Raw genomic sequence first — 23,718 nt, forward strand, 5'->3', positions numbered from 1 at the left:
GAGCCAAGCCCTTTATTCTGCCGCCCGGCGCGCATCCGCTGCGCCATCGACCGTGGTGCGCAGGTGGGCGATGTGCCCCGGCCCCACCTCGCAGCACCCGCCGACGATGTTGGCACCGGCGCTCAGCCAGTCTTCGACGTGCCTGCCGTAGGCCTCGGGAGCAAGGTCCTCGCGCCGGTCGGGCCTGGCGTCCGAGTCCAGCGCGTCCGCGCGCTCGTCGAAGCCGTCCGGAATGTGGGTGAACGCGTTGGCGTAAGCGCCGACTGCCCGGTCGGTCAGCTGGCGGAGGACCGGCACGGCCGCCGAGATGCTTTCGGGATGGGAGCAGTTCAGCAGCACGCCCGCCACCGGAAGCCCCGACAGCGCCTCGACCGCCTCCTCAAGGGACTCGCCGTTGTGAAGGCGCGGCTCGGCGTCCTCCGGCGACGACGGGTCTGCAATCGTGTACGAGACCAGCACCGGAAGGCCGGTCGACGCGGCCCCTCGGGCCGCCGCCCGGGCCTCGCCCGGAGTCGACATGGTCTCACAGAGGAAGAGGTCGACGTGGGGGGCCAGGTAGCCGGCCTGCTCGCGGTACTGGGGCTCGATCTCGCCCGCCTCGCCCACCAGGTCGGGCCGGTAACTCCCCCGAATCGGGGGCAGCGATCCCGCAATGAGGGCGTCGCGGCCGACCGCCGCCCGTGCGCGCTCCGCCAGGCGGCCCGCCTCTCGGTTGAGCGCCTCCGCCCGGCCGTCTAGTCCAGCCTCCGAGAGGCGCTCCGGGGGCGTGGCGTAGGTGTTGGTGGTGATCACGTCTGCGCCTGCACGCAGGTACTCTTCGTGCACCTCCTGCACCAGGTCGGGGGCTTCGGTCAGGGCATTGGCGGACCAGAGTGACGGCTCTGTGCTTGGCATGCCCCGGCGGATGAGCTCCTGGCCCAGGCCGCCGTCGAGCAGCACGGGGCCGCCGGAGAGTCGCGTCGAAAGATCGCGCATGACGAGAGACGGTCCGTATCGAAAGATTGGTCACCCGGTGGGGAAAAGGCCGTCCGGGCAGGCGCGTTCGGAGGGGCCGCGGTCCCTGAGGCCACCGCATCGTTCGGTTGATCGAACCTCGGGCGGCCCCACGAAGGGCGGTCGCTCCGGCGTGATTTCCACCGCGGAGCCTATCTGCGTCTTGCCCTCAGGGCGCTTGTTGCGATTTGCCTTGGAGCAGGCGAAGGTTGGCCTGCAGGTCCAATGTCGTTTATCCCCGTTGTAGCGCAGGGCGTGGAATTACGCTTCAGAAGTCCGGAGATGGATTCCTGAATTCCCGAGCACTGGTGTTTTTCAAGGAAAGGCACTTGCAGTGGATGCGGAAAGACAGGCGCTCCTTCAGAGGACCGGCTTCTTCGCAATCCCTGTCTTTTAGTTTCCGTATTTCTCGTCCGCGTATTCTCCGTCTACGTACTGATCATCCGTGTACTGATTGTCCGTGTGTTGACCGCTTGCGTGTCTCTTGACTTGTCCTGGGTTCTCTGGGGGGCCTCCTCCTGGTGTGCTATTTGAAGGTCCACCACAACCCTTTCCTACACCCTCTCCATTTTCGGAAGCGTCCGGGCAGGAAGGGGCGCCCTCGGCAAATGCCGGCACGCTGCCGACGGTCATGATTGCCGGCGCGGCGTAGGCGCTCTTCTTGAGCATGTCCCGCCTCGACATTGACGGCCCTTCGCTCTCGTTCTCGTGGGCGGGAGGGGATTGGTCGGGCTTCTCGTTCGTGTTTTCAGGGCGTTCGGGGGCGTCGTGTCCGCGGGGCATGGCGTCGAATGGGTGGCTTCGGTGGTGGGGGATGCGGCAAGAGCCACATGGTACTACCTAAGACCTTCGGAAAGGATAATTGTTCTTTCTGACGGTCTTCCTGAAGTCCATATCCCGATACGTATTTTGATCACCCCAGCACGGGCGCCAACAGCTCCCCAATGTCGGTCTGCCCGTCGTGGCGCAGCCGAAAGGAGGAGACTCGGCCGGCCAGCCGGGACAGCTCCCGCACCGCCTCTCCCCGGTGGCGGCTTGCGTTTTGGCAGCTTTCTACGAGTGATACCGCGGCTTCGGGGGCGGCCTGCTCTTCGACCCCCGCTGGGCGGTCCGCCTCGAAAGCCGGAAAGAAAACGGCCTCCGGCCGGACGGGCGCGTCTTGAAGACGGCCGGCCTCCAGGTCCACGTGCGTCTTTGGAAGCCCGGACGGCCCTTCCTCCAGGGACTGGTTCTCGCCGGGCTGGCGGTACGCGATCGTCACTGGAAGGGGGACGACCCGGCCCGTGTCGGGGTCGTACGGCGTGAGGTCGTCGGACACGTGCGTCCATCCGGAGCGACAGAGGTCCGCAATCGTCGTGCTTTTTCCACCGCCGGATGGCCCGGCCACCAGTACGGCGGTTCCGTTTCGGGCTGCCGCCCCGGCGTGAAGCCAGATCAGGTCCCGGCGCGCTTCCATGAACCGCAGCAGAACCGTGCGCTTCAGGCGCTGCACTGCGGCTGTGAGCGGGCGTGCCTCGCCGCCCCGCGCCTGCGGGGACCGGACGGAGACCCCGTCGCCCGCCTCCTCCGCGGTAAGCACGTCGACAGTCTCGGCGCCCGTCTCCCTGCCGATCAGGCCGTGGAACAGGCGGCGCACGGCTCGCTCCAACCTCGGCGCGGTGGTCTTCACTATCACCTGGTGGTTCCCAAACACAACGTTCAGCGTCGTTGCCCCCGGTCCATCGGCCTGGTCGCCGCGGCCCGCCGCCGCGCCGCCGTCGGCGGTCGGATCAGGGCGATGGACGAACAGGAGGTCCTGGTCACTCAAATGAGAAACGACTTGTCGTAGACCGTCGGGGGACGTGGGCGAGGGGATGTCGGCACGATCACTGACCCTCCGGTCGATCTTTTGGAGGGGCGTGTTGCCGTCACAGTGCTCCCAGACCTCTCGTGCGAGGGCGGTTACCGCAAAGACCTGGTCCCGCCCCAAGTCGTGCAGGACGGCACCGCCTGTGACGCGGTGGGCCTCCACCGATGGATTGCGGAGGGGAATGTCTTCGTCTCGTATCATGTCGTCGTTCAGGGCCTTTTGCGTCTTGATGCCCGCCTGCGGGCCGCCCAACTGACACGAGGCGTGGCGGCCGGCGTTCTCCTCCCCGGTGAAGTGCGGAGTGCCCGCGGCCCCGCTGGGGCCAGACCGAACCGGGGGGAAGACATCGACACGGAAGGGGCCCCAGAATGGGGCAGAGAAGAGGTCCACGACCTGCCTCGCGTGGGCGGGCGGCCGTCCCTCGTGCGGGGGAATCGGCAGCCGGGCCCTTCCCGCACGGCCTAGCGGCGAAGGCCAGGGCCCTGGTCCCCAGCTCAGCTGCTCATAACGACTGCCGTCCCCAGGTCGCCCCGCCGAACATCGAATGGCACATTGAATGGCGATCGCCGCGGGCGTGAACGAGTCGCTTCCGCTCAACGCGCCCCCTTCTCTCGTTGAAATTCCGTTGCATCCCTCGGTTTCAAGGAAAAGGGTGTAACAACCAACCGGTGCCAAGCCGCTTGGCCCACGCACGTTCTGCGCAGAACCTCACACATCTCGCCAATGCTCCGCTTCTTCTCGTCCTTCTGGTCGCGCTCGCTTCTGTGCCTCTTTCTGCTGGCCGCCGTTGCGTCGACATGCGGCATCGCTCCTGCTCTCGCCCAGGAAAACGGAGCCCCCCGTGACGAAACGCTCTTCGGAAGCGTCCAGTCCAGCGGGGGCTACGGCGCCCCGACGGTCGCTCTGACGACCCTGAACGGCGAGACAGCCGCCATGGTCGGTGGGCAGGGCGGCTGGGTGCTCAACCGGCGCTTTGTGGTTGGGGGCGCCCTGCGCGGCATCGTCCCGCGCCCGGACGTCACGTTGCAGGGCCGCTCGTCGAGCGCCCCCGAGTCGGCGCAGGTGCAGCTGGGATACGCGGGCCTGCTTCTCGAATACATCGGCGCCTCGTCCAATCTCCTCCACTACGGCGGCACGCTCGTCGTCGGCGGGGGAAATGTGGAGCTCGTCGGCGATCAAGGCTTCCGGGCCGGCCCGTCGGTCTCGGACGACAGCGTCGAGCGGTCCGCGGTGTTTGCCGCGGAGGTGGGGGCCCGCGCCGAGCTCAACGTGACCCGCTTCTTTCGAATCGGGCTCAGCGGGGGATACCGTCTCGTCTCAGGCGCCGCCCTCGAGAAGGCGGCCGTATCGGACGGCGACCTCAGCGCCCCGTACGGCCAGCTCTCGCTTCGTTTCGGGAGCTTCTGAGGGGGGGCGTGATTCCGTAATCTTTTGCGGGTCCTCCTGGCGCGGGCCCTTTGGGGGAGCAGGGCCGGCCCCCAACTCCGTTCCAAAGCAAAAGTAGATCGAGGGGGGGGGATGGACGTCCGGGCGTGAGGCCCCGGGCCAGGCCCGCGGGCCTTCCGGCCGTAACAATCTCCCTGCTCGTGTGGCCGTGTGCCTCATCGGCAATACGTGCATCAACTCGGGCACTGGAACGAGTGAACTGGTCTGATCTTTTGCATAACAGCCCGCATGGGTTGCACGTGCACACCCTGTATCACTCGAATCAAAACTATCTCTCAGCGACATGAGGCGCCCATCTTTTACGTCGCTGCTTGTCACTGCTTTGGTTGCCATTGTACTGACGGCCGGTTGTGACTTGACCGGGGGGCAAGAAGACGAGAATCCCCCAGATGACGGAACCCCCTCCCCGTCTCCATCGCTATCTGGGGAACAACCGGTGCCCTTCAGAAACGGCGAGCGTGTCCCCGTGGCCGACTCGGTCATTCCCCTCTCCACTCCATCACGTGCCGGGCAGTGACGGCGGCGCGTCCAACGCACAATTCTCCACTCTGTAGGCGGGTCCCCGGTGGAGGCCACGACCTGGGCCCCGCAGCGCAGGGCCCGTGATTCTGCTCGAAGAAGTGCCCGCGGACGTGTGCGATGCCTGCAGGGGGCACTCGTGGAGGCGTGCGCGTCTCCACCCGGCGGGCCGTGCGTGTTGGGCCTTCGATTCAGGGGCGATCCACTGCGCTGACAGCCAATTCGAGTCCGCCATGAGCCAACTTGAGTATCTCGTCGCCCTCATCTCGATCATCGTTGGGCTCGGGCTGACGGACCTGGCCCAGAGCGTTCGGGAATTGATCCGCCCGGGCTACACCGTGAAGTGGGACGGGCTCCCCCTCGCCTGGTCGGTGTTTGTGTTTCTCATGACCATCCTCCTCTGGTGGCAGGGATTCGCTGCCCTGAAGGAGCCGGACATCGGGGGCGGGGCGGGTCCCTTCTTCCTGTCGTTCTTGCTGTATTTCCTCATCCTGTACCTCTGCTGCGCGTTTGCGCTTCCGGACCCGGATTGGGAGAGGGCTTCCGTCGGCTCCGGGCCGGCAGGGGCGACCAACCCAGCAGGCCCCGCCGAACGCGGGGTAGACCTGGAGGCCTTCTACTTCTCGACTGGGCACCGGAGGTGGTTTTTCGGGCTCCTGATCGGGTTCTGGGTGGCGCTCATGGTTGCGGATCAGCTCACGTTCGAATCGGGCGGTCCGGCCCAGCGCCTGCGGTCGGTCCTGCCAGTTTTGGGGCTGTGCGCGATCACGGCGATTCCCATTCTGACAGACCGCCGGTGGGCACACTGGGTCGTGGTGACGGTGTTGGGGGGGCTGATTGGTGCGCAAGCGGTCAGGGACATCCTTCTTTGAGCAGGGGCTCTGGCGCGGCCCTTGTCGGTTTGCCGTTGCCGGTCGGGTCGGCATCGCAGCATTTCGCCGAGCACGATGGTTCTCAGGCGCGCCGGTTGGCACGGCCGAACGCCCCAACCGGGGCGTTTGCGGAGCCCGGCCGGGTCTTGGAGGGACGTCCCGCAGCAGTGCGGTCGCGAATGGGGGGCTCAGGGAAGCAAGCCCGTGTCCCGGAAGAAGAACGACGCGAGCCACCCGAGAGACGACGCCAGAAGAAACAGGGCGGCCAATCCGACCCAGTGAACGGCCACCGGGACCCCAAACGAATCGCGGGTCCTCTCCGCCGCCATCGGTTCTGTCGTCGAGGCCTCGTTCCCCAAAGACACCTGTGCTGCCAGCGTCAACATCGAGGAGACAACCGGCAGTACCAGGGCAATCAGGGCTAAGGGGGAGGGCTCCATCATCTCTGACTGAAAAAGCGTGATGATCCCCCCGGAGAGAACGAGCCCAACGGTCGTCAGGTGCTTTAACTTCTCGTGCTGGAAGGCAAAGGCGTCCCAGTCTCGCTGCCTACGGGCGGGCTGCGTGCCGGTGGGACGGGCGCGAGCAGAACTGCCGCTTTCCTCTTTGTCACCTGCTCGGCCGGTCCCGGGGGGACTGGTCTCCGTTTGGCGTCCCGCCCCGCCGTGGCTGGATCCAGGCCCAGAATTGGGGTCAGGCCCAGAATTGGGGTCAGGCCCGGAATTGGGGGCAGGCCCGGAATTGGGGGCAGGCCCGGAATTGGAGTCAGGCCCAGGGGGGGACCCAGGCCGCGGTCCCGTGCCGCCCTGAGTCTCCTCTTCTCCTGCAGCGCGTGCCTTTCGGTCGGCATCTGCCTCCCGGTTGGCACCTGCCTCTTTTCCGGCGTCCGTCTCCGGGCTTTGGGATGCGTTGGCGTTGCCCATGGCGGGGAGGTGTGTAAGCTGTGCGCGGCAAAACCTGCGTCCGGACGGACAGGGAGCGGGGGCAGGCGATAGCATGAAGGAACCGGACGACGGCACCAGCCCCCACCGGCCCGGCTGCAGAACAGATGCGCCGTGCCTCTGCGCCCAGTATCTTAGACTGTCTCGACCCGTTGTGGTTCGTCTACGGCGGGCTCGGGGACACGAGAGACGGAGAACGCCACGGTCGGGGCTCAGGCGGGCCGGTTCCGATCCCTGTCTCAGTCGAGCCGTTGAAAATAGGCCCGAGCGTTCGGGTAGTCCACCGTGATGCGGAAGTGCCGGAAGAGCGAACCACCGAGGGCACCGGCCACCCTACGGTCCATAGAGCCCGCCAGCGTTTTCTGAATTGTGCGGTCGGGGCGTCGCTCAAACCAGACCGGCCCCGCGGTATGCCCGGCAATCTCCACCTCGGGAACGCGGATGAGGGGGCTTCCGCCGAGGGCGGGACTGGCCCCCTCCACCACCGTCCAGTCGGGGTGTTTGTTCGTCCAGCGTTCGAACAGAGAGGCCCGAATGAAGCCCGACGCAATCCGGCGCGGCGCGTCGAGGCGGCCCTGCGCGCTGTCAGTCAGCACCGTGGTCGCCCCGGTGTCGAACAGAAACGAACGTGTCGTCCCGTCGATGCTGGCCTCCACCCGAGGGTGATGGCCCACGCGCGTTCCGGTCGAGTCGGTTCTGAAGGCGAGGTCGACGGTGTGGTCCGGGGCGAACGACAGCTCGTCGGCCGTGTCGTGGAGGCGGAGGGTCTCGTCTCCGTAGTCGAAGGTCCAGATGCGGCCGGCAAACCAGTGCATACCCAGCCGTCCATCATCGTAGCCAACCAGTTGCGCTCGTCGGGACGGTGCAATGATCGCGCGCTCGGCACGGGTTTGTGGCACTGGTCCCTCCGTCCTGAATACAGGAACCGGGACGACCTGCATCGGCCGCCGGCCTTGAAGGGTGTCGATGACCGGCCGGCCGGTCCGCCGCACGGCGGGCGACGATAGGACGACGGCCGTTCCGCCACCGGTGTCGGTCAGCATGCGGAGCGAATCGCCCTCCGTTGTCACGGCGGTGACGTAAATGCGGTGTTGAACGAAGTCGGCGGGGAGGACGCGGCCCCCTGGAGGCGACTGTGCAAAGCTCGTTTTGGCGCCGAGCAGGCCGGCCAGAAGTCCGAAGGCGAGAATTGCGACGGGCCGCCGCGGGAACGAGACGGAGAAGCAGCGCACGGTTGCGTGAACGAGTGCAATGAGCAGAGTGCGATCGTGCAACGCCGTCCGGGAAGCGCGCCGTCTGGGAAACGAGCCCCGACATCGCGATCCCCTGTTCGGCATCGCAGTCCCCTGTATACTCCGACACAGGTCCGGTTGCCCCCTGATCGACGGACGGCCTCGGTGCGTCGACGAACGTCCAGTCCGCATCGACAAACACGGGGCGGGGCAACCTGAACCGCGCCGTCACGCGTCGCCGCCGCCGGACGCCCAGGGCGCGGCGCCGGCGGGTCGTGCGGTGGGAAAAGAGAGCGGGCCGCTCCAAGGCGGCAGCGTGGCGGCCATGCTCCTCTGGACCTTTGTTCGAAGGGCCCCGAAACGACAATCATCGGGCGCAGTCTGGATGGGGCGCCGGAGGGGGAAGAAACGGGGCCGCGCCCGAGACCTAAATGGAACGATTCGTCCCGTCTGATCATGGCTCCGAACCCGTTCGGGAGGGTCGCCCCCCTTCCTCGCAGGTCTTCTTTCGGAGCGTCTTTTGACAGCATGCCCAACCCATCGGTGCCCCACTGCTACTTGAAAGCGCGGGTTCTCGTCCTTGCCGTCTCGGCCGCGTCGCTACTGGGCCTGTCGGCGGGGGCGGCGCGGGCACAACCCGGGCCCGCCGAGATTGGGAAGCAGGTGCCCGGCTTCGAGATCGAGGCGCTCCAAGACTCGGGGCGCGCCATCACGCCCTCCGATTTCGAGGGCCGGTACGTGCTGCTCAACCTCTGGGCCACGTGGTGCGCGCCCTGCATTGAAAAACTCCCCGCTCTCCGGGAGGCGCGGCGGCGCTACTCGCCGGAACGGCTCGCCATCCTGAACGTCTCGTTCGACCGGTCTCGGCCCAAGGCGACGGCGTTTTTGGAGAAGCGTGAGATGCCGGGGCGGCACGCACATGCGAGCGGGGGCCTCATGGGCGAATTTGGAGACAAGTTCGCCCGGATGCCGACCGAGTCGGGTTCGGGGAAGGTGCGAGGGCTTCCCAACATGACCCTCATCGGGCCGAAGGGAAAGGTTGCCGACATAGCAGCTGGAGAGTCGGCCGACCTCCTCGAGATGTTGAGCGAACGTCTCGGGCGTTGAGCGGGCACCTGTCAGGTCGTCGCCCCGAACGCCCCTCGATCGTGCTCCCGGGCCTTCCCCCGGCTTGGAGGCCCGCCGCCTCGCCCCGGATCCCGCTCGGCCCGACCCCGAAGCTCCCGTCGTCAGAATTGGAGCGTCACCGAGAGGCCCACCTGCTCCCCCCGAGGGCCGCCGGCGGTTGGCGTGACGCGAGCCCGAAGGCCGTGCGTCCTGTTGTATTCTCGGGCCGCCGTTCCTGCCGTGGCGGTGTCGTAGATGCCGCTGCCAAGTACGGCGGCTGCCCCAATGAGGAGCCATTCCAGGCCATCGAAATTCGGCGCCTCACTGACGCCCTGCTGATTCTGCGCCGATTCGGCCGCGCTGATCGCGACCAGGGCCGTTCCGGTACGGATTCCGATCCCGACCCACGCCTGCGAGTGGTTCTCCGCGTAGAAGTGGCCGAAGGCCGGCCCGACGAAAAGCCCGGCCCCGTAGGCGGGCGCAAGGAGCAGGGTGCCCCCGAGCGACAGGGCCACGGCCCGCCCGGGGCGTTTCGGCGAGGTGGCGGCGGCCTTCTGAGGGGGGGCGGGGCGATGGGGCTCCGGTTGGGGATGTGCTGCCGGTCGGGAGGCCGTGTCCCGATTAGTGGGGCCGGTCGGCTGGCCGTGGATGAGAGGGCTGTGGATGGGGCGGGCCCGGACGGACTGGCCCTGGGCGGCCTGTCCCGGCAGGGACGCGGCAACGAGAAGAAGGCAAAGGCAGATCGAATGGGCGTAGCGCATCGGTCGTTGGTTGCGTGTGGACCGGTTTTGAGAACATGCGCTCCCATGATCGGACCCGCCCGGGCGGAAAAACCGGACACGGGTCCGGAGAACGGGGACTTGTCCGCTCGGTCCGGGGGACGTGTCCGCTCAGTTGCGAGGGGCGCGCCGACGTTGACCCCGAGGCCTTCAATACCGCTGCAACACCGGACCGGCGGGTCCCCTCCTGCTTGAAAGCGTGGGCCCGACAGCACCGATTTCGCGAAGCAATGCGGGGGACGGCGCAGGTCCCGCCAGCCGTACGGCAGCCTCGACTGGCCACCTGGACGTGGGCCGCCGGACTACCTGCAGGGGGCAGTGCTCCCGCGCTCCTGCGGCAGGCGACAAGACCGACTTAAGGAATAGCCCCGTGAGGCCGATGACGTGAACCAAAGACTAAATTCCAGTCTTCGAGTTACGTGCCTCGTCTCCCAACGTCATGAGCAGTACCACAGCGTCCAGGGGAAAAGAAGAAGGAGTAGTCTCCAAGGCATTGTACAGTGTTGGGGCGCTCGCCACGGCACTGGAAACGGCAACCCCGGATTTTCTACGTCGCCGTTTTGGGCTTAGGGTCCTCCTGGCAGGGCCGCTCTGTTCGGTGATCGGGTTCCCGTTCGCCGCCGCGTATCTGATCGAGAACGCCCACCTCTCCTTTGTCGTCGCCGGGGGCGGCGTGGCCGTGACCGGATTCATGGTCTACGCCGAGATGTACTGGCTGCTCCGGAAGATGAACGAGAAGGTTATCGAGATCGAGGGTGGGGCTCACGACATATCCTTCGACTACGAGCGGCTTGACAGCATCGGGGTCATCTTCGAGACCTTCGAGGGGGTGGCGAGGGACCTGGGAGATTCAATAGAAGAGGCGAATGCCGCCCAGAGGCGAGCCGAAAAAGAGGCCGAGCAGGCCCGGGAGGCCGAGCAGAAGGCAGCCGAGCGGAAAGAGCGTCTTCAGGACGGCGTCGACACGATGCTGAAGGCGACCGACCGCCTAGCTGAGGGAGACCTGACGACCCGACTTCCCGAGGGGCAGGGTGGAGCAATCGGCCGCCTGTTTGAGGGCTTCAACGAGGCGGCAGAGACGATGGGCCAGGCGATGGGAGAGGTCCGCAGGGCGACAAAGTCTGTCGCTTCGGCGACGGAGGAGATCAGCAGTTCCTCCGACCAGATGGCCGCCAGCGCGGAGGAGCAATCCGCCCAGGCCGAGGAGGTCGCCGCGGCCGTTGAGGAGCTCAACCAGACGATCGGGGAGAATGCCCGGAGCGTTCAGTCCGTCGCCGATTCGGCCAGCGACGGCAGCCAGCAGGCCCAGGACGGGCAAGATGTGGTTTTGGAGGCCACCGCGAAGATGGAGGAGATTGCGGGAGAGGTTCAAGAGACCGCCGATCGGATCGAGCGGCTGCAGGCCTCCAGTGAAGAGATCAGTCAGGTGGTGGAGACGATCGACGACATCGCGGGGCAGACGAATCTCCTTGCCCTGAACGCGGCGATTGAGGCTGCGCGAGCAGGGGGGGAGGGCGAGGGCACCGGGCAAGGGTTTGGCGTGGTCGCCGAGGAGGTCCGAGAGCTGGCGGAGGACACCGACCAGGCGACCTCTGAGATTGGCGAGATCATCGGGGAGGTGCAGTCCGAAATCAAAGAGGCCGTCGAGTCGGCCCGGCGCTCGCGGAGCAATGCGGAGGACGGAATCGATCTGGCCCGGAGGGCCAGCGGCAGGCTGGAAGAGATCGTGCGGTCCATCGAAGCGGTCGAGGCAAAAGCCGACGAGATCGCGGCGGCCTCCGAAGAGCAGTCCACCACGAGCGAGGAGATCGCCCGGAGCGTGCAGTCGATCTCGACGGCGGCCCAGCAGTCGGCTGAGGGCGTCACGGACGTGTCAGATGTTTCAGAGCGCCTCCGGGAAGTCACCAGCACGCTGCAGCAGCGGGTCCGGGCGTTCGAGATCGAACGAGAGACAAGGCAGGGGCCGTCGAGCCCCAGTCCCGCGTCCGGCCCCGTCCCGCATCACCAGGGAGATGGGGCGCGGAATGAGAAGCGGTAGGCTTCAGAAACGGACAAAAGCGCCCCCAGAACTTCCAGGCTTCAACCCCAAAGGCACAGACAGCAGAATGGCCACGCTTGTCAACTTTTTTCTTCCCGACTCGCTCCCTGAAGGCTCCTCCAAACGGGACTTGGGGTACCTGACGGTCACGATGACATCTATCATCGTGGCGGCTGCGATCTCATACTCGGCGATGTACTTCAGGTGGGAGTTCTACTCAGGGATCGCGGTTCTCTGGGGAAGTGCGGCAGTACTTTCGCTCGTGCCGATAGCGGTAAAAAGTGGAGCTCCGCCGTCTATGGGGGCAAAGCTCACGCCTACCATAATGCTGGTGCTGATCTCCCTGCTTGTGATGCTGGACGGGGGGCTTTCGTCAATCACGACGCCTTGGTTTATCGTCGCTCCACTCATGGCACTTCTTCTGACGGAGAAGTGGTTTGCGGGATTACTAGCCGGAATTACCGCCCTCGAGGTGATTCTGATTTACGTGCTACAGGCCACAGGAGCCGTCTCGTTTCCGGCAGGGATAGCCGAAGTGATGACGAGTGAAGCCAGGGCCACTTCATACGTAGGACTCGTCTTCGTCATCTTCGCCGTCGCTCAGGTTTTCAAAAGCAGGCAGGTGCGGGCGATGAAAGAGGCGAAGTCCGCCACCGAAGAGGCCAAGGCCCAGAAGCAAGAGACCGAAGAAATGGCCGAGCGGCTTAAACGCCAGAAGGACTCTGTTGAAGAACGGGTCGAAGAAGCAACGCAAGAACTCCAGGCACAGAAGGACGCCCTGTCGGAGCACGCGGGACAGATGCTTAAAGCCATGAACCGGTTTGCTGATGGGGACTTGAGCGTGCGGGTCCGTACCGACCGGGACGACGAGATTGGCGACCTCTTCGACGGGTTCAATCAAGCGGTCGGCAGCGTCCAACAGATCCTCAGTGACGTGAAAGAGGCAACCCGACAAACCGCCTCCACGGCGGATCAAATCAGTTCGTCGTCCGACCAGATGGCCGCCAGCGCGGAGGAGCAGTCCGCCCAGTCTGAGGAGGTCGCCGCGGCGGTCGAGGAGCTCAACCAGACGATCGGGGAGAACGCCAAAAGCGTTCAGTCGGTCGCCGAGGCGGCCGGCGAGGGCAGCCGCCAGGCCCGAAACGGGCAGGAAGTGGTCTCGGAGGCCACCGCGAAGATCAAAGAGATTGCGGCCGATGTGCAGGACACGGCCGAAACCATCAATCAACTGCAGGACTCCAGCGAGCAGATCAGCACGGTGGTCGAGACGATTGACGAGATCGCCGGCCAGACAAACCTGTTGGCCCTAAACGCAGCCATCGAAGCGGCGCGGGCCGGCGGGGACGAGTCCGGTGCCGAGACCGGACAGGGGTTTGCCGTGGTTGCCGAGGAGGTGCGGGAGCTCGCAGACGAGACCGACCAGGCCACCTCCGAGATCTCTAGTATCATCGGGGAGGTGCAGTCGGAAATCGACGAGGCCGTGGAGGCGGCGCGGCGAAGCAGTTCGAACGCCAAAGACGGAATTGACCTGTCCGAGAAGGCGAGCGAGACCCTCGGCGAGATCGTCTCCTCCATCGAGCGGGTTGAGCAGAAAGCCGACGAGATCGCGGCAGCCTCCGAAGAGCAGTCCACCACGAGCGAGGAGATCGCCCAGAGCGTGCAGTCGATCTCGACGGCGGCCCAGCAGTCGGCGGCAGGGGTCACCCAGGTCTCCGACATCGCTGGTGAGCTGGAGAGCGTCACTGGGAAGCTGCAACGGCGCCTCCAGCGGTTCACCGTCGATGAAGAAGGCAGTGGTGCAGGAGAGGCGGAGACGGGCGAGACGGCTGGCCCGGTGGGGTCGGGCCGAACCGGGGCGGTGTCGGGGGGACGGCCGCTCGGGGACGGTGCGCAGGCTGCCTAGAGATAGACGGGTCGAGCCGGCCGTCGGCGTTGTCCTCATGAATCGGGCAGCCGCGAAAGCACCGGACGCCTCCCGAGACGGGGGCGTTCGGGACGTCCATTTCACCGCAGCCGACGGCCTCCCCCCGTCCGGGTTGAGTAGACCTGTCTCCACGTAACTGTCCACCGGACAGGGGGGCGCTGCCCTGCCCCTCGACTGGCTCGTCCGGAAACGGTGCCCCCGACCAATCGGTGAGAGCCAGTGCCTCTTCGGTGTGTCTCTCTGAAGTGGCCTGACTGCCGCGAGAAAGCCTCTGCACGAGCGCCCGCCGACCTTCGGAAGACCCACCGGCCCACGTGCACGTGCCGGGGACGGATGCGCTCTGTGGTCGTGTTGAACCAGGGCCGTCTCTGTTTCCGGCGGCTGGTGGCCGGGACCTCCCAACGGCGGTCCCGCCGACGGCAGTCACCCTGACCTCCCAGTTTCATTGGACGCGTCCCTGCTCAGACCATGACCGTTGAGGTCTACCACCGCCAGCACTCCCCAACCGGCACCGGATACAACGTCTTTGAGGAGCGGCCCGACGTGGCCTGGAGCGACCGCCAGCACGAGTATGAGCGCTCGGCGACCGTCGAGGTGGAGACGCCCGATCGCCGCGACGCGCTGAGGCGAACCTTTCGTCTGATGCGGCACAAGCCGTCGACGACCGATTCGGGCGCCGTGGTGAAACTCTACCGCGACAGCGTGCGCCGCTCCTCGATCGGAGACGTGCTTGTGGTCGACGGGGCGGCCTATGAAGTGCAGGACGGAGGCTTCGAGCGAATTTGAGGGCCCGCTCCGGCCGGGCCACCGGGACGTGTTGGGCGTGGGGAAGACCCGTTGCCCGCGGCCGCTCAGAAGAGAATTTGTCGGGCCGCCCGCCACCCGATCAGGCCGAGTGTCATCGCTACCGCTGTCCAGTGTGCCCAGCGCTGGTCTGTGAACATCGGCACCGCCGAGGCCGAGGCCAGCCCCCCGATCGCCAGGGCCGACACCAGACGGTCCTGCATGCTTCCCCACGCGAAGGAGATCTGGTTGTCCACCCCCAGTGCCACGAACAGCCCGGTCAAGAGCCCGAAAAACCACCGTCTGTGCCCCGCTGAAAAGTAGAAGGCTTCCAGGTCGACCGCCGGCACGGAACCGTCCCCTGAACCGGCGACGGACATCTCCCAATCAGGGTCCGGAAGCGCGAACGCGCAGCACAGGTACAGGAGAAAGAAAAACAGCAGGTACGACAGGAAGCGCGGCCCGGCCTCGCCTGCACTGCTTGCGTTTTCCAGCACGCTGAACCCGTTCCACCAAAGCAAAATCGTGAAGAGGAACACGAACGCCGACCAGGCGAGAGGGAGCCCATCCCACTTCACGGCGTAGCCTGGGCGGATCAGCTCTCGAACGCTCTGGGCTAGGTCTGTCAGGCCGAGGCCGACAATGATGGAGATGAGGGCAACCAGATATTCAAGCTGGCTCATGGCTCGGGGGAGTTCAGGCTATGCGCCCCAGCAGGCGCCTTCTGAGGCAGAAGACCTTTGAAGTGGAGGACCCGTTCGGAACCGGCCTCTGCGCTGTGGCACGGCGATCTCGTCCCGCGTCAGTCGTTGTCCTCAACACAGTCGAGGCAGAAAATCAGGTGGTCGGTTCTGATCCATCCACGCTGGTAGAGGACGGCGTTGACCGTGTCGATGGAATCGAGGTCTGGCTCCGTGAACCGGAATGTATCTCGAACAGTCTTCCGGTCAATCACGATCTCATTTTCGCAACTGGCACACTCGAAGACAAAGGGATAGCCCAGACCAGACATGGCGAACAGGGGGCTGGTCAGTGATCTGCCCTCAGCATGGAGATCGAACGGCGCGTTCGGCCGGCCACTACGCTGCTGGCCCGCCCACGGAGGCGGGATTCGTCCTTGCGTCCGCGGAGCGACACCAGGGGGGCGGGAAGCGCAGGAGGCTCATTCCCGGCTCACGGTGCCGTTCCGGCCGGCAGGAATTCGTCGGCGAGCGCATGGGCGTCTTCCTTGGCCTCCTCGACCGTGCAGGCGCCCGTTTGACGCTTTTCTTCGACCGCGTCTTCGCGGGTGGCGTACTTCCATCTGACCGACGTGCCTGGTTGGGCACGAGGAGCGTAGGCGCTGACGACTTCGTCCTTCCCGCGCAGGCCCTCCCAGTCGAGAAGATGTCCGGAGGGGTGCTCGACGGCCCAGTGCAGGGCCGGGCCGCCGGGGGCCCTTGGCCCACCGGTGTGCCGGCGCGTGTTCTGCTCGTCAACAATCTTGACGAGCCGCCACCGCGTGATGTCGTGAAGCGCGATGGCAAGAGAAACGCAGGAGCCGCGCATGTAATCGGGCATGGCGTTCTGATCGGCTGCAACTGTGCTAAATCAGCTTGTCGTTTCGAAGCCAGGCGTGGACGCCGCCGGCGAGAATGCATTCGTAACCGCTTGCGCTGACCCGGACGGGCGGCGGTTGGGACCCAAGGCAAACGGAAGAGCACCAACACGCGTTTTACATGACGTGCTGGGCGATGTTGTACGGAGCGTCAAGCGTTGTGCCCCATCCGATTTCAGGTTCGAGGCAGGCGCCAGTGGGGACTGATCCGCATGTCCTCAACCAAACGGCACGGCGGCCAATCCGGCCGTAGACGTGGGGCGGTCTCCTCTCTCTTCGGTGCCGGCCCGCAACGCATTCCCCGCGAGCCTCAATCCCTCCCGCCTTTTTGTGATTCGCCACTGCCGGCCTGCGAGTTTCCTGCCGGTGCCCCCCGTCCGCCACACGCTCCACCGAGGTGTTTTCTTGGCGGGAAAGCGCGTTTCCTGCACCGACCCACACGGCAGTGCCCGTTCACCAAAAAAGCCCGGCCCCCCACCAGAGAGACCGGGCGCTGGCAGAATCGATGGCCAGATTGATATGCAGTTTTAACTAAGGGGTCCTCGCCTAAAGCGTAAAGGAAGCGCCAATGAAAAGCGCCCGCCCCAGCGGAGCCGACGGGCTCGCTACTGAGGCGGACGCTTGCCTTGATCCCCTGGTGGGGGGCCGGGAAGGTATGCGTACTAGGTAGCTTTTGCGCCTCGGTCCATCAAGCGCGGCGACGTAACCAAGCCTCAACGCAGCCGCCGAGAGGTTATGGGTAGGTAACGCCCCCACGATGAACATCCCGGCACGGCTGTGAAAGGGAGTCGAGTACGCCATCGGGCACTTCAGGCGGCCCCAGACCCGGAGCGGTCGGGACGCAGGATCTTTTCCGTCGGGCCCTGCCGGTCGCCCGGCTCGTCTCGTTGGGGCATGTCCCTCCGCACGCGAACTGCCCCCCTGCGGCGCCGCAGGGGCCGCTCCCGCCAGCCGCTGTTCGCGCCGGTTGCTCTACTCGACAGGGGGCTTTGTCGACGGGGCGCTCCCTCGCCCGGCCCTGCTCGCATCAGTGAAAGGAACGCCGGCCAAAAAGAAAGCACCGGAGGTTGCTGCCGGCGCACGTTCCTGCGCAGAGGGGCCGGCAGTCAAATACGGGCGCGGTGCCGGGGCTCCAGCGAGGCGCCGGGCCCAAAGTGGCAGCACGCGTCGGGTCCGATCCATCCCGCCCGAGATGAGCACGGGCAAGGCACTCGGGCTGGCTCATGGCTCGACCCTGCGTCGTGCCGCAAGATGGGCACGGCGCGGGCTGTTTTGTCTCACAGCCCCACCTCCACGGTAAGCCCGACCTGATTCCTCATGGGCCCACCGGCGGTGGGGACCACCCGGATGTCGGAGACGCGCAGGCCGTGGGTGCGGTTGTATTGGCGGGCCGCATTGTCGGCAACAACGATGTCGTAAATGGCGCTGACGAGGATCACGGCCCCTCCGATGGGGGCCGTCACGAGAAAGGCCCCCAGCCCCGCGTATCCCGAGCGGCCCGCCGTGGCGAGTATCGGCAGGAGCGCGCCGCCAGTCCGAATGCCGATGCCAACCCACGCCCTCCTGTTGTTGTCGGCGTAGAAGTGGCCGGCGGCCGGGCCCAGCAGGAGCCCGGCGCCGAAGAGGGGCGCGCCCAGCACCGTCCCGCCGACCGAGTACCAGACGGCCCGCTGCGGGTCTTTCCGCTGGGGCTCGGCCCCAGGTGCTTCTGGGGCATGAGGGGCTGAGGCGCGAGACGTATCCGGGGCGGGACGGCTTTGCGAGTGTGCCGGCGCCGCCAGAAAAACGGCAAAAGCGAAGGCGGCGAGGTATGCTTTTCGGTGGCGTCCGGCTTCCGTGGAGGCTTTGGGGAGGTACATGGAGACAGGACAGCAGCACATGGACATGGGAGAGTCTGCTGGTTTTGGGAGAGCGATGTCGAGCATGTGTCCCCTTAGATACGCAGCTCGGGGCCGGAAGACCGGACATCGGTCCGTGCCACGCGGACATGTCCGCTCTTGAGGCACGGAAGCCGGCCTCCTACGCGCACCCTCTGTGGTGATGGGGTGCACCAGGGGCCTGCCCCGTTTCCCGGGCCGGACTGGAGAGGGCACTGCCCTCCTGCGCCTTCCCGGTACTGCAACCCCAGGCGGGCTTGGCCCCCGGTCCGGGCGGCCGACACGGTCTCACGAGGCACGCCTCATCCCAGAAAGCAAGGTCGGGCCGCTTGGGGATGGCCTTCCGGTGCCGTCCCGGACGGCGCGCACGCTGGGCCGGTTCTGTCCCCGCTCAGGCCGACACGGTGGCCGCTACAGTGAACCCTGCCTGCGTGCGCGCGGCGGCCCCGTTTCTCCCCTCCACTTCGAGAGTAGCGCTGTAGTCTCCCGGAACCGAGAAGGACACTGAAAGCGTCTCCCCGGTGCCGCGTGCAGGTTCGGGCCCGTCGATTGTCCATTCGTATCCGGTGGCATCCCCCGCCGAGGCCCCTGCGTCGAAGGTCACGGGCGCCCCCGTGGGCACCGTGCCGCTGGGACTGATGCTTAGGTGAGGGCGCGGCGCGATGCAAACGGGCTTGCTCAAGATGGCATCCACCGACTCCCCCGTCCCGCTCCCGTCATCGACGTAGGCCGTTACGTTGTAGGTGCCGTAGCTCGGGAAACGGGCCTCGATGCGGGATCCATCCGTAAGGGCCGGGTCCTGCGCCTCGTCGGAGAGCTCGTACTCGAGAATGGTGCCGCCGGAGACGGAGATGACGACCGTCTCTTCGGGCACCGTGGCGCCCCCAACGTGAAGGGTGGGGCGCCCGCGGCCAGGGGCTGTGGGGGCTCCAGAATCAGAAGGTGGGTCAGACATCATCGGAGGGGGGCTGGGTGAGCGTGCGTGCTACGGCCTGTGCCGGTGGGGCGTCACGGGAGGAGCCCTTTTTGCGTCGACCCGTCACAGATCCAGAACGCGCAGGGCCTCATTGAGCGTGCTGAGGGTGTAGTCCGGCTGCTCCGACGCCGCCTCCGGCGTTTCGCGGCCCCACAGGTCCCCTGGGCAGTACAGGGTCGTGCAGCCGGTGGCGTTTGCCGGCCGGATGTCCCGCTGCAGCGAATCGCCGATCACGACGACCTCAGCCGCCTGCGGCTCCGGGAGATCGACCGCGTTGCCGATGGCATGGCACACGTCTCGAAACGTGTCGGGCGTCTTCTCCCGAAGCACGATGTCGTCGAAATATTGGCCCCCTCCGATTCCGTGGGCGTCAAACGCCACCTCAAGGCGATCGGGCGCGCCCTCCGAAAAGAGGACGGACGTGCGGCGGTCGGGCCGGGCGGTCCGCCACGCCCGGACGCCCCGGAGGAGGGAAGCGGCCCCGTCCAGGAGGGGCGGTGGTGCGCTTAGCGCAGACCGGAACGCCTCGGCCGCCTTCCGCGCCCGGCTCCTGTCGCACCCTGGAGGCTGGCGGCCGGCCCGGACCTGCTCGGACGCCCAGCGAAGGCGAGACGTCTGGATGCCGGCCTCAGGCCCGCCCCGAAGCCCCGACATGTAGAACGCCGCCGCCCGGGCCAACTGCTCCAGGTCCGGCCCTTCGCCCCCGGAGGACGGGAGGTGCTGGCTCAGGCGATACAGGACATCGGTCGTTTCGAGGCGCTTCTCCCCGTCGGGACGCGCCGCCTCGCCGGGCGGGTCCGCGGGCGAAGGGGCGGCGTCGTAGGGCCCGTCACCAGACGACGGGCCCGGGCCGGGTTGGGGGTCCGCCCCCTGCAGGACCTGAATCATGGCGCTTCGTGCCCGCCTGAAGGTCGCATTGGTATCCCAGAGGGTGTTGTCGGCGTCCAGGACCAGCGCGTGTGGGGAAACCGGCATTAGAGACCGCAGTCCTGAGAAACAGTGGGGCCACGAGACGCAGCCCGTCCGTGCTCTTGCTGGCAGGGCGGCGGGCCCTCTGGGGGGAGTGCTCCTTGCCTGCCCGAGTCTTCCCGAGGGAGGCCAGGTCGGGGCGTTCTGGAGCGCGTACCGCCGCGCCGAAAAAGAAGTCATCAGGGCCGCAGCGGGATGTCGTCGCCCGTTAGGTTTGGTGGGCGAATGAGGACCTTTCCGCTGGCCTCAGCAAAGCTTCCGAATATGCCGGTTCCGTTCTCGATGTCCTCGTCAACGTTCGGAATCTCGCCGGGGGCCAGGCTCATCTGCTGGGCCGACTGCGTGCGCAGAAAGTCGTAGAGGTTGTCGTCCACCACGCTTGCGCGGATCTGGTTCGGCCCGTAGAAGGCCACGGCAAGCCAGGGGAGCGTGATGCTGACGGTGCCGTCGTCGTTGGAGGTGAAGTTCGCCTCGTTCAGGAGGCCCGACGAGTTGACACGGAACGACGCCAGGGTGTCGCTGTCGGCATCGTATTGTTCGAGATAGAATGGGGTCAGCAGGCGTCCGGCGACGCTGTCGGGCGGGCTGGCGGGAATGGACTGCAGGTCAAGCAGGGACCGCGACGTGAGAACGTAGACGTTTTGCCGCTCCAGGGCAGACGGCCCGGGCCGGACCGTCAGTTCGAACTGGGGCGGGTCGGAGTTCTCGTCGTCCGGGTCCGGGTATGTCGTCGTGTCGTTCTGGGTCCGCACGGCCTCGACAGGGGCCGGCACGGTGGTCTCCGCAGCGACGACAGGGCCTTCCGGCGGGGTGGCCTGCAGCCGGTACGTGGCCTGGGACTTGACGGTGGCTGGTGTCTCGGGGATGTAGAGCCCGTCCGTGCTGTCCGTCTCCGTGTACGGCACGGTCGCCGCGACGCCGCCGCTGTCGTTCAGGCGCTGCACCTGCACGTCCGCGCCCTGAACGGCCGTCCGCTCGGGGGTGTACTCTGCACTTGCCCGTGCGGTGCGCGTGAGCCGGACGGAGTCCATCGGTGCACCGGCCTCCAGGTAGGCTTCGACGACGACCTGGGATTCGGTCTCCAGGGCAGCCGTATCGCAGCCGATGAGGGCAGCAAGGCCGAAAATGGCGAAAAGCAGAAGGCGTCGCATACAGGAGGTTGCGGTGTGCCGGGTGCGAGAGCGCACAGGTCAACGGCAATGCTCAGCGGCAATTCTCCGTCTAAAACGTGAGCGTGAACGACAGGTTGGGGATCGGGACCGGGATTTGGGGGATCTCGGTGCGCTCGAGGCTCCCGTCGTCCTGGCGCTCGTACTGGTAAAACCAGACGTTCCGCCGGGCATACGCGTTGATGAGCTGTATCTTGAACTCGTAGTCCGCAATCCCGAAGAACCTTCCGCTTCGGGTCGCCCCGACGTCGAGGCGATGGTAGGGGGGGAGCCGGGCGTTGTTGAAGGGGCTGATCAGCACCGTTCGCTCGTCGGTGGCGGACTGAAAGGGACTGTCCACGGTGCTAAACTGCCGTTCGGGGCGGGTGTAGGGCTGGCCCGTGCTGTAGCTGAACGTGCTGGTGAGGCGCCAGCCCCTGGTGAGCCGATAGTTCGCAACCAGCGTCAGGTCGTGGGTCCGGTCGTACTTCGGCGTGTAGTACTGAGCCCCCCCTGCCTGGGTCTCATTGATGTTCGGGAACCGGCGTTCGGTGCGCCCCAGCGTGTAGCTGAGGAAGCCGGTGAAGTCCCCGGTCTCTCGGCGCAGCAGCGCCTCCAGCCCGTAGGCCCGCCCGTCGCCGATCTGGAACCGCTCGGCGTAGGGCACCCCTGCCGTGCCGGACGAAAACGGGTCCTCCCGGAACAGGCCGGGCATGGTGCGGCCGTAGCCCTCAACCTCCGCCTGCCAGCCGTCCCCGAATTGCGTGGTCAGCCCCAGCGCCAGCTGGTCGCCCGAAGACGGGGGCACGCCTTCATCGGACATCAGCCACGTGTCGAAGCCCGTAAAGAGCTGGCTGGTCTCCAGCGTGATGTACTGGTGGTAGCGCCCGTACGCCGCCTGCAGCTGCACGGAGGGGGACAGGGAGTATTCAGCCGAAAGGCGAGGGGAGAGGCGCCAAAAACTGCCCTTCTGGAAGTACGAGCCCCGAAGGCCCGCCTTCAGGGTCCAGTCGCCGGTTGGTTTGTACGTGTCCTGAACGTAGAGGGCCGCCTGCTGGCTGCGAAGGTCCTGGTCGAAGGTCACGGAGCCGTCGAAGGACTCCTGCAGCTGGAACGAGAGCAGGCTCCACTGGGCGCCGCCCTTCAGGGTGTGGTTCGAGCCGGGGGTGTACTCGATATCCGCATTCACCGACAGGTCGTCGACCCCGTTCGTCTGTTCGAACTCGGTGTTCGCGATGTTGGCCACCGGGGTGCTGCGGTACCGCGACCCGGTGACCTGCAGGGTCGAGAAGGCCTGGCTTCCGAAGAGGTGCGTCCAGTCCGCACTGATCGTCTGGTTTCCGTAGTCAATGTCGAAGCGCCCGGCGGTTTGAAACTGCAGGTCCAGGCGGTCCTGCCCCCCGTACAGGGACAGAGAGAGCTTGTCGTCGGGGCCCGCGTCGTAGTTGACCTTCGCGTTCACGTCGTAAAACGCGAAGGCGTCCGGGATGCCATCCGTATCGGTGCGCCGCAGCCCCGCCAGCACGGGCTCAAGGGTCGAGCGGCGCACCGCGACCATGTACGAGCCGTCCGCCGAGTCGCCGTTTCCCCCGTAGGGCCCCTCGATGTACGCCCGAGACGCGAGCAGCCCCACGCTCAGCCCCCCGCTGGTCTCGCGGCGGTTTCCGTCCTTGTTGCGGATGTCGACCACCCCTCCGAGGCGCCCGCCGTACTCCACCGGATACGCTCCCTTGTACAGCTCCACGTCCTTGATCGCATCGGGGTTGAACGTGGAGAAGAAGCCGAAGAAATGGGTCGGGTTGTACACCGTGGTGCCGTCGAGCAGGATTAGGTTCTGGCCCGGGCCCCCGCCGCGGATGTAGAGGTTGCTGGAGTAGTCCGAGGCGGTTTTGATGCCGGGAAGCAGCTTCAGCGTGCGGAAGACGTCCGGCTGGAACGCAGTGGGGAGCTCCTTAATCAGGGCCGTCTCCACCTGGTCCATGCTCACGGAGCCCTCCTCGTCGGCCGCTTCGCCGGTCACGACGACCTCCTCGCCCGCCACGCCTGCCGGCTGAAGCTCGACATCGAGACGGCGCGCCTCGCCGGCCGACAGGGTGATTTTCTCCACGCGGTTCTGGTAGCCGATGTAGGAGAACACAATCGTGTACGTGCCGGCGGAGAGGTCCTGAATCGTGTAGTAGCCCTCGCTGTTGGTGGCCGCCCCGCGGCTGGTCCCCTTGACGAGGGCGCTCGCCTGAATCAGCGTCTCGCCGGTCTCGGCGTCCCGCACGTAGCCGCTCAGGGACGCGCTCTCCTGGGCCCCGGCGGGGGTGGCCCCCAGGGTCAGGAGAAGGGCTGCGCACAAGCCGGCGAGGGTGAAGACGGAACGGGAGTGCTCAGTCATACAACTGGGAGGCACACTTGGAATGTATTCAGGCCACGCGGGCAGAGCAGGCGGCTGGACCGGCGGCGGTGCTCATCGGCGTGATTTCCTGTAGAACGGGCCCCTCATGCTCGATGCCCCCATGCTCGAGTCCGGCGGGGCCCTGTCGGTACGGGACTCTCTACCGGCACGGCGGGGGCTGCTGGTGAGAAGGCCCCTCCCGGCAACGATCCGCACACTGGCAACGGGGCCTTTGGCGTGGGGGCCCCCTCGGCGAACGTGGGGGCTTGGCAACCCAGGGCAGCG

Annotated in this window: 19 protein-coding genes; 6 read left to right on the plus strand and 13 right to left on the minus strand. The window is 66.4% G+C overall.

Going from position 1 to position 23,718, the window contains the following annotated elements:
* Positions 1 to 12: 12 nt before the first annotated feature.
* Together SRU_RS00805 and SRU_RS00810 are read right to left on the minus strand one after the other, a co-directional pair.
* Complete coding sequence (locus tag SRU_RS00805; protein ID WP_011402936.1) at positions 13 to 975, minus strand: homocysteine S-methyltransferase family protein; 963 nt, start codon at positions 973 to 975, stop codon at positions 13 to 15.
* Between the two features lie 931 nt (positions 976 to 1,906).
* A complete protein-coding gene (locus tag SRU_RS00810) occupies positions 1,907 to 3,043 on the minus strand; it encodes a hypothetical protein (RefSeq protein ID WP_237701811.1) in 1,137 nt (378 codons plus the stop codon).
* Between the two features lie 522 nt (positions 3,044 to 3,565).
* Between SRU_RS00810 and SRU_RS00815 the strand changes: the two genes are divergently transcribed.
* Positions 3,566 to 4,249 carry a hypothetical protein gene (locus SRU_RS00815; protein ID WP_011402939.1) on the plus strand — a complete coding sequence of 228 codons (684 nt, stop codon included), beginning with the start codon at positions 3,566 to 3,568 and terminating at the stop codon, positions 4,247 to 4,249.
* A gap of 791 nt (positions 4,250 to 5,040) precedes the next feature.
* Positions 5,041 to 5,679: a hypothetical protein gene (locus SRU_RS00820; protein WP_043551716.1), complete on the plus strand. Its 639-nt coding sequence runs from the start codon at positions 5,041 to 5,043 to the stop codon at positions 5,677 to 5,679.
* Positions 5,680 to 5,867: 188 nt separating this feature from the next.
* Here SRU_RS00820 and SRU_RS00825 read toward each other — a convergent pair whose 3' ends face one another.
* Both SRU_RS00825 and SRU_RS00830 read right to left on the minus strand, forming a co-directional pair.
* Entirely contained in the window at positions 5,868 to 6,119 is a 252-nt protein-coding gene (locus SRU_RS00825) for a hypothetical protein (RefSeq protein ID WP_148278337.1), read from the minus strand.
* 740 nt (positions 6,120 to 6,859) lie between these two features.
* Positions 6,860 to 7,894, minus strand: coding sequence for a hypothetical protein (locus SRU_RS00830; RefSeq protein ID WP_237701812.1), 1,035 nt, complete (start codon positions 7,892 to 7,894; stop codon positions 6,860 to 6,862).
* Positions 7,895 to 8,380: 486 nt separating this feature from the next.
* Between SRU_RS00830 and SRU_RS00835 the strand changes: the two genes are divergently transcribed.
* Complete coding sequence (locus tag SRU_RS00835) at positions 8,381 to 8,959, plus strand: TlpA family protein disulfide reductase (protein ID WP_112902747.1); 579 nt, start codon at positions 8,381 to 8,383, stop codon at positions 8,957 to 8,959.
* Between the two features lie 122 nt (positions 8,960 to 9,081).
* On the opposite strand, the gene SRU_RS00840 is transcribed toward SRU_RS00835, so the two are convergent.
* The gene (locus SRU_RS00840) at positions 9,082 to 9,720 is read right to left on the minus strand and encodes a hypothetical protein (RefSeq protein ID WP_011402943.1); all 639 of its coding nucleotides are present in this window, start codon (positions 9,718 to 9,720) and stop codon (positions 9,082 to 9,084) included.
* A gap of 457 nt (positions 9,721 to 10,177) precedes the next feature.
* On the opposite strand from SRU_RS00840, the gene SRU_RS00845 reads away from it, so the two are divergent.
* The 3 genes from SRU_RS00845 (at position 10,178) to SRU_RS00855 (ending at position 14,486) form a co-directional block, all read left to right on the plus strand.
* A complete protein-coding gene (locus SRU_RS00845) occupies positions 10,178 to 11,776 on the plus strand; it encodes a methyl-accepting chemotaxis protein (RefSeq protein WP_112902749.1) in 1,599 nt (532 codons plus the stop codon).
* A gap of 67 nt (positions 11,777 to 11,843) precedes the next feature.
* Complete coding sequence (locus tag SRU_RS00850; RefSeq protein ID WP_112902751.1) at positions 11,844 to 13,679, plus strand: methyl-accepting chemotaxis protein; 1,836 nt, start codon at positions 11,844 to 11,846, stop codon at positions 13,677 to 13,679.
* Positions 13,680 to 14,168: 489 nt separating this feature from the next.
* The gene (locus SRU_RS00855) at positions 14,169 to 14,486 is read left to right on the plus strand and encodes a hypothetical protein (protein WP_011402946.1); all 318 of its coding nucleotides are present in this window, start codon (positions 14,169 to 14,171) and stop codon (positions 14,484 to 14,486) included.
* A gap of 65 nt (positions 14,487 to 14,551) precedes the next feature.
* On the opposite strand, the gene SRU_RS00860 is transcribed toward SRU_RS00855, so the two are convergent.
* The 8 genes from SRU_RS00860 to SRU_RS00895 form a co-directional block, all read right to left on the minus strand.
* Positions 14,552 to 15,166 carry a hypothetical protein gene (locus tag SRU_RS00860; RefSeq protein ID WP_011402947.1) on the minus strand — a complete coding sequence of 205 codons (615 nt, stop codon included), beginning with the start codon at positions 15,164 to 15,166 and terminating at the stop codon, positions 14,552 to 14,554.
* A gap of 119 nt (positions 15,167 to 15,285) precedes the next feature.
* On the minus strand, positions 15,286 to 15,495 hold the full coding sequence (locus SRU_RS00865) for a hypothetical protein (protein WP_011402948.1): 210 nt from the start codon (positions 15,493 to 15,495) through the stop codon (positions 15,286 to 15,288).
* A gap of 161 nt (positions 15,496 to 15,656) precedes the next feature.
* Positions 15,657 to 16,043 (minus strand): hypothetical protein, encoded by a 387-nt coding sequence (locus SRU_RS00870; RefSeq protein ID WP_011402949.1) that lies wholly within the window; start codon positions 16,041 to 16,043, stop codon positions 15,657 to 15,659.
* 1,314 nt (positions 16,044 to 17,357) lie between these two features.
* On the minus strand, positions 17,358 to 17,939 hold the full coding sequence (locus SRU_RS00875) for a hypothetical protein (protein ID WP_112905112.1): 582 nt from the start codon (positions 17,937 to 17,939) through the stop codon (positions 17,358 to 17,360).
* Positions 17,940 to 18,348: 409 nt separating this feature from the next.
* Positions 18,349 to 18,912, minus strand: coding sequence for a PKD domain-containing protein (locus SRU_RS00880; RefSeq protein WP_112905114.1), 564 nt, complete (start codon positions 18,910 to 18,912; stop codon positions 18,349 to 18,351).
* 84 nt (positions 18,913 to 18,996) lie between these two features.
* On the minus strand, positions 18,997 to 19,908 hold the full coding sequence (locus SRU_RS00885; protein ID WP_112902755.1) for an HAD family hydrolase: 912 nt from the start codon (positions 19,906 to 19,908) through the stop codon (positions 18,997 to 18,999).
* Positions 19,909 to 20,081: 173 nt separating this feature from the next.
* Entirely contained in the window at positions 20,082 to 21,053 is a 972-nt protein-coding gene (locus SRU_RS00890) for a DUF4249 domain-containing protein (RefSeq protein ID WP_112902757.1), read from the minus strand.
* A gap of 70 nt (positions 21,054 to 21,123) precedes the next feature.
* Positions 21,124 to 23,433 carry a TonB-dependent receptor gene (locus SRU_RS00895; RefSeq protein WP_112902759.1) on the minus strand — a complete coding sequence of 770 codons (2,310 nt, stop codon included), beginning with the start codon at positions 23,431 to 23,433 and terminating at the stop codon, positions 21,124 to 21,126.
* Between the last annotated feature and the right edge of the window lie 285 nt (positions 23,434 to 23,718).

This window comes from Salinibacter ruber DSM 13855, assembly GCF_000013045.1.
GTDB classification, from domain to species: domain Bacteria; phylum Bacteroidota; class Rhodothermia; order Rhodothermales; family Salinibacteraceae; genus Salinibacter; species Salinibacter ruber.

Coding starts and splice junctions, on each gene's coding strand:
- SRU_RS00805 (WP_011402936.1), bottom strand. CDS start 975: ATGCGCGATCTTTCGACGCGACTCTCCGGCGGCCCCGTGCTGCTCGAC.
- SRU_RS00810 (WP_237701811.1), bottom strand. CDS start 3,043: ATGATACGAGACGAAGACATTCCCCTCCGCAATCCATCGGTGGAGGCC.
- SRU_RS00815 (WP_011402939.1), top strand. CDS start 3,566: ATGCTCCGCTTCTTCTCGTCCTTCTGGTCGCGCTCGCTTCTGTGCCTC.
- SRU_RS00820 (WP_043551716.1), top strand. CDS start 5,041: ATGAGCCAACTTGAGTATCTCGTCGCCCTCATCTCGATCATCGTTGGG.
- SRU_RS00825 (WP_148278337.1), bottom strand. CDS start 6,119: ATGGAGCCCTCCCCCTTAGCCCTGATTGCCCTGGTACTGCCGGTTGTC.
- SRU_RS00835 (WP_112902747.1), top strand. CDS start 8,381: ATGCCCAACCCATCGGTGCCCCACTGCTACTTGAAAGCGCGGGTTCTC.
- SRU_RS00840 (WP_011402943.1), bottom strand. CDS start 9,720: ATGCGCTACGCCCATTCGATCTGCCTTTGCCTTCTTCTCGTTGCCGCG.
- SRU_RS00845 (WP_112902749.1), top strand. CDS start 10,178: ATGAGCAGTACCACAGCGTCCAGGGGAAAAGAAGAAGGAGTAGTCTCC.
- SRU_RS00850 (WP_112902751.1), top strand. CDS start 11,844: ATGGCCACGCTTGTCAACTTTTTTCTTCCCGACTCGCTCCCTGAAGGC.
- SRU_RS00855 (WP_011402946.1), top strand. CDS start 14,169: ATGACCGTTGAGGTCTACCACCGCCAGCACTCCCCAACCGGCACCGGA.
- SRU_RS00860 (WP_011402947.1), bottom strand. CDS start 15,166: ATGAGCCAGCTTGAATATCTGGTTGCCCTCATCTCCATCATTGTCGGC.
- SRU_RS00865 (WP_011402948.1), bottom strand. CDS start 15,495: ATGTCTGGTCTGGGCTATCCCTTTGTCTTCGAGTGTGCCAGTTGCGAA.
- SRU_RS00870 (WP_011402949.1), bottom strand. CDS start 16,043: ATGCCCGATTACATGCGCGGCTCCTGCGTTTCTCTTGCCATCGCGCTT.
- SRU_RS00875 (WP_112905112.1), bottom strand. CDS start 17,939: ATGTACCTCCCCAAAGCCTCCACGGAAGCCGGACGCCACCGAAAAGCA.
- SRU_RS00880 (WP_112905114.1), bottom strand. CDS start 18,912: ATGTCTGACCCACCTTCTGATTCTGGAGCCCCCACAGCCCCTGGCCGC.
- SRU_RS00885 (WP_112902755.1), bottom strand. CDS start 19,908: ATGCCGGTTTCCCCACACGCGCTGGTCCTGGACGCCGACAACACCCTC.
- SRU_RS00890 (WP_112902757.1), bottom strand. CDS start 21,053: ATGCGACGCCTTCTGCTTTTCGCCATTTTCGGCCTTGCTGCCCTCATC.
- SRU_RS00895 (WP_112902759.1), bottom strand. CDS start 23,433: ATGACTGAGCACTCCCGTTCCGTCTTCACCCTCGCCGGCTTGTGCGCA.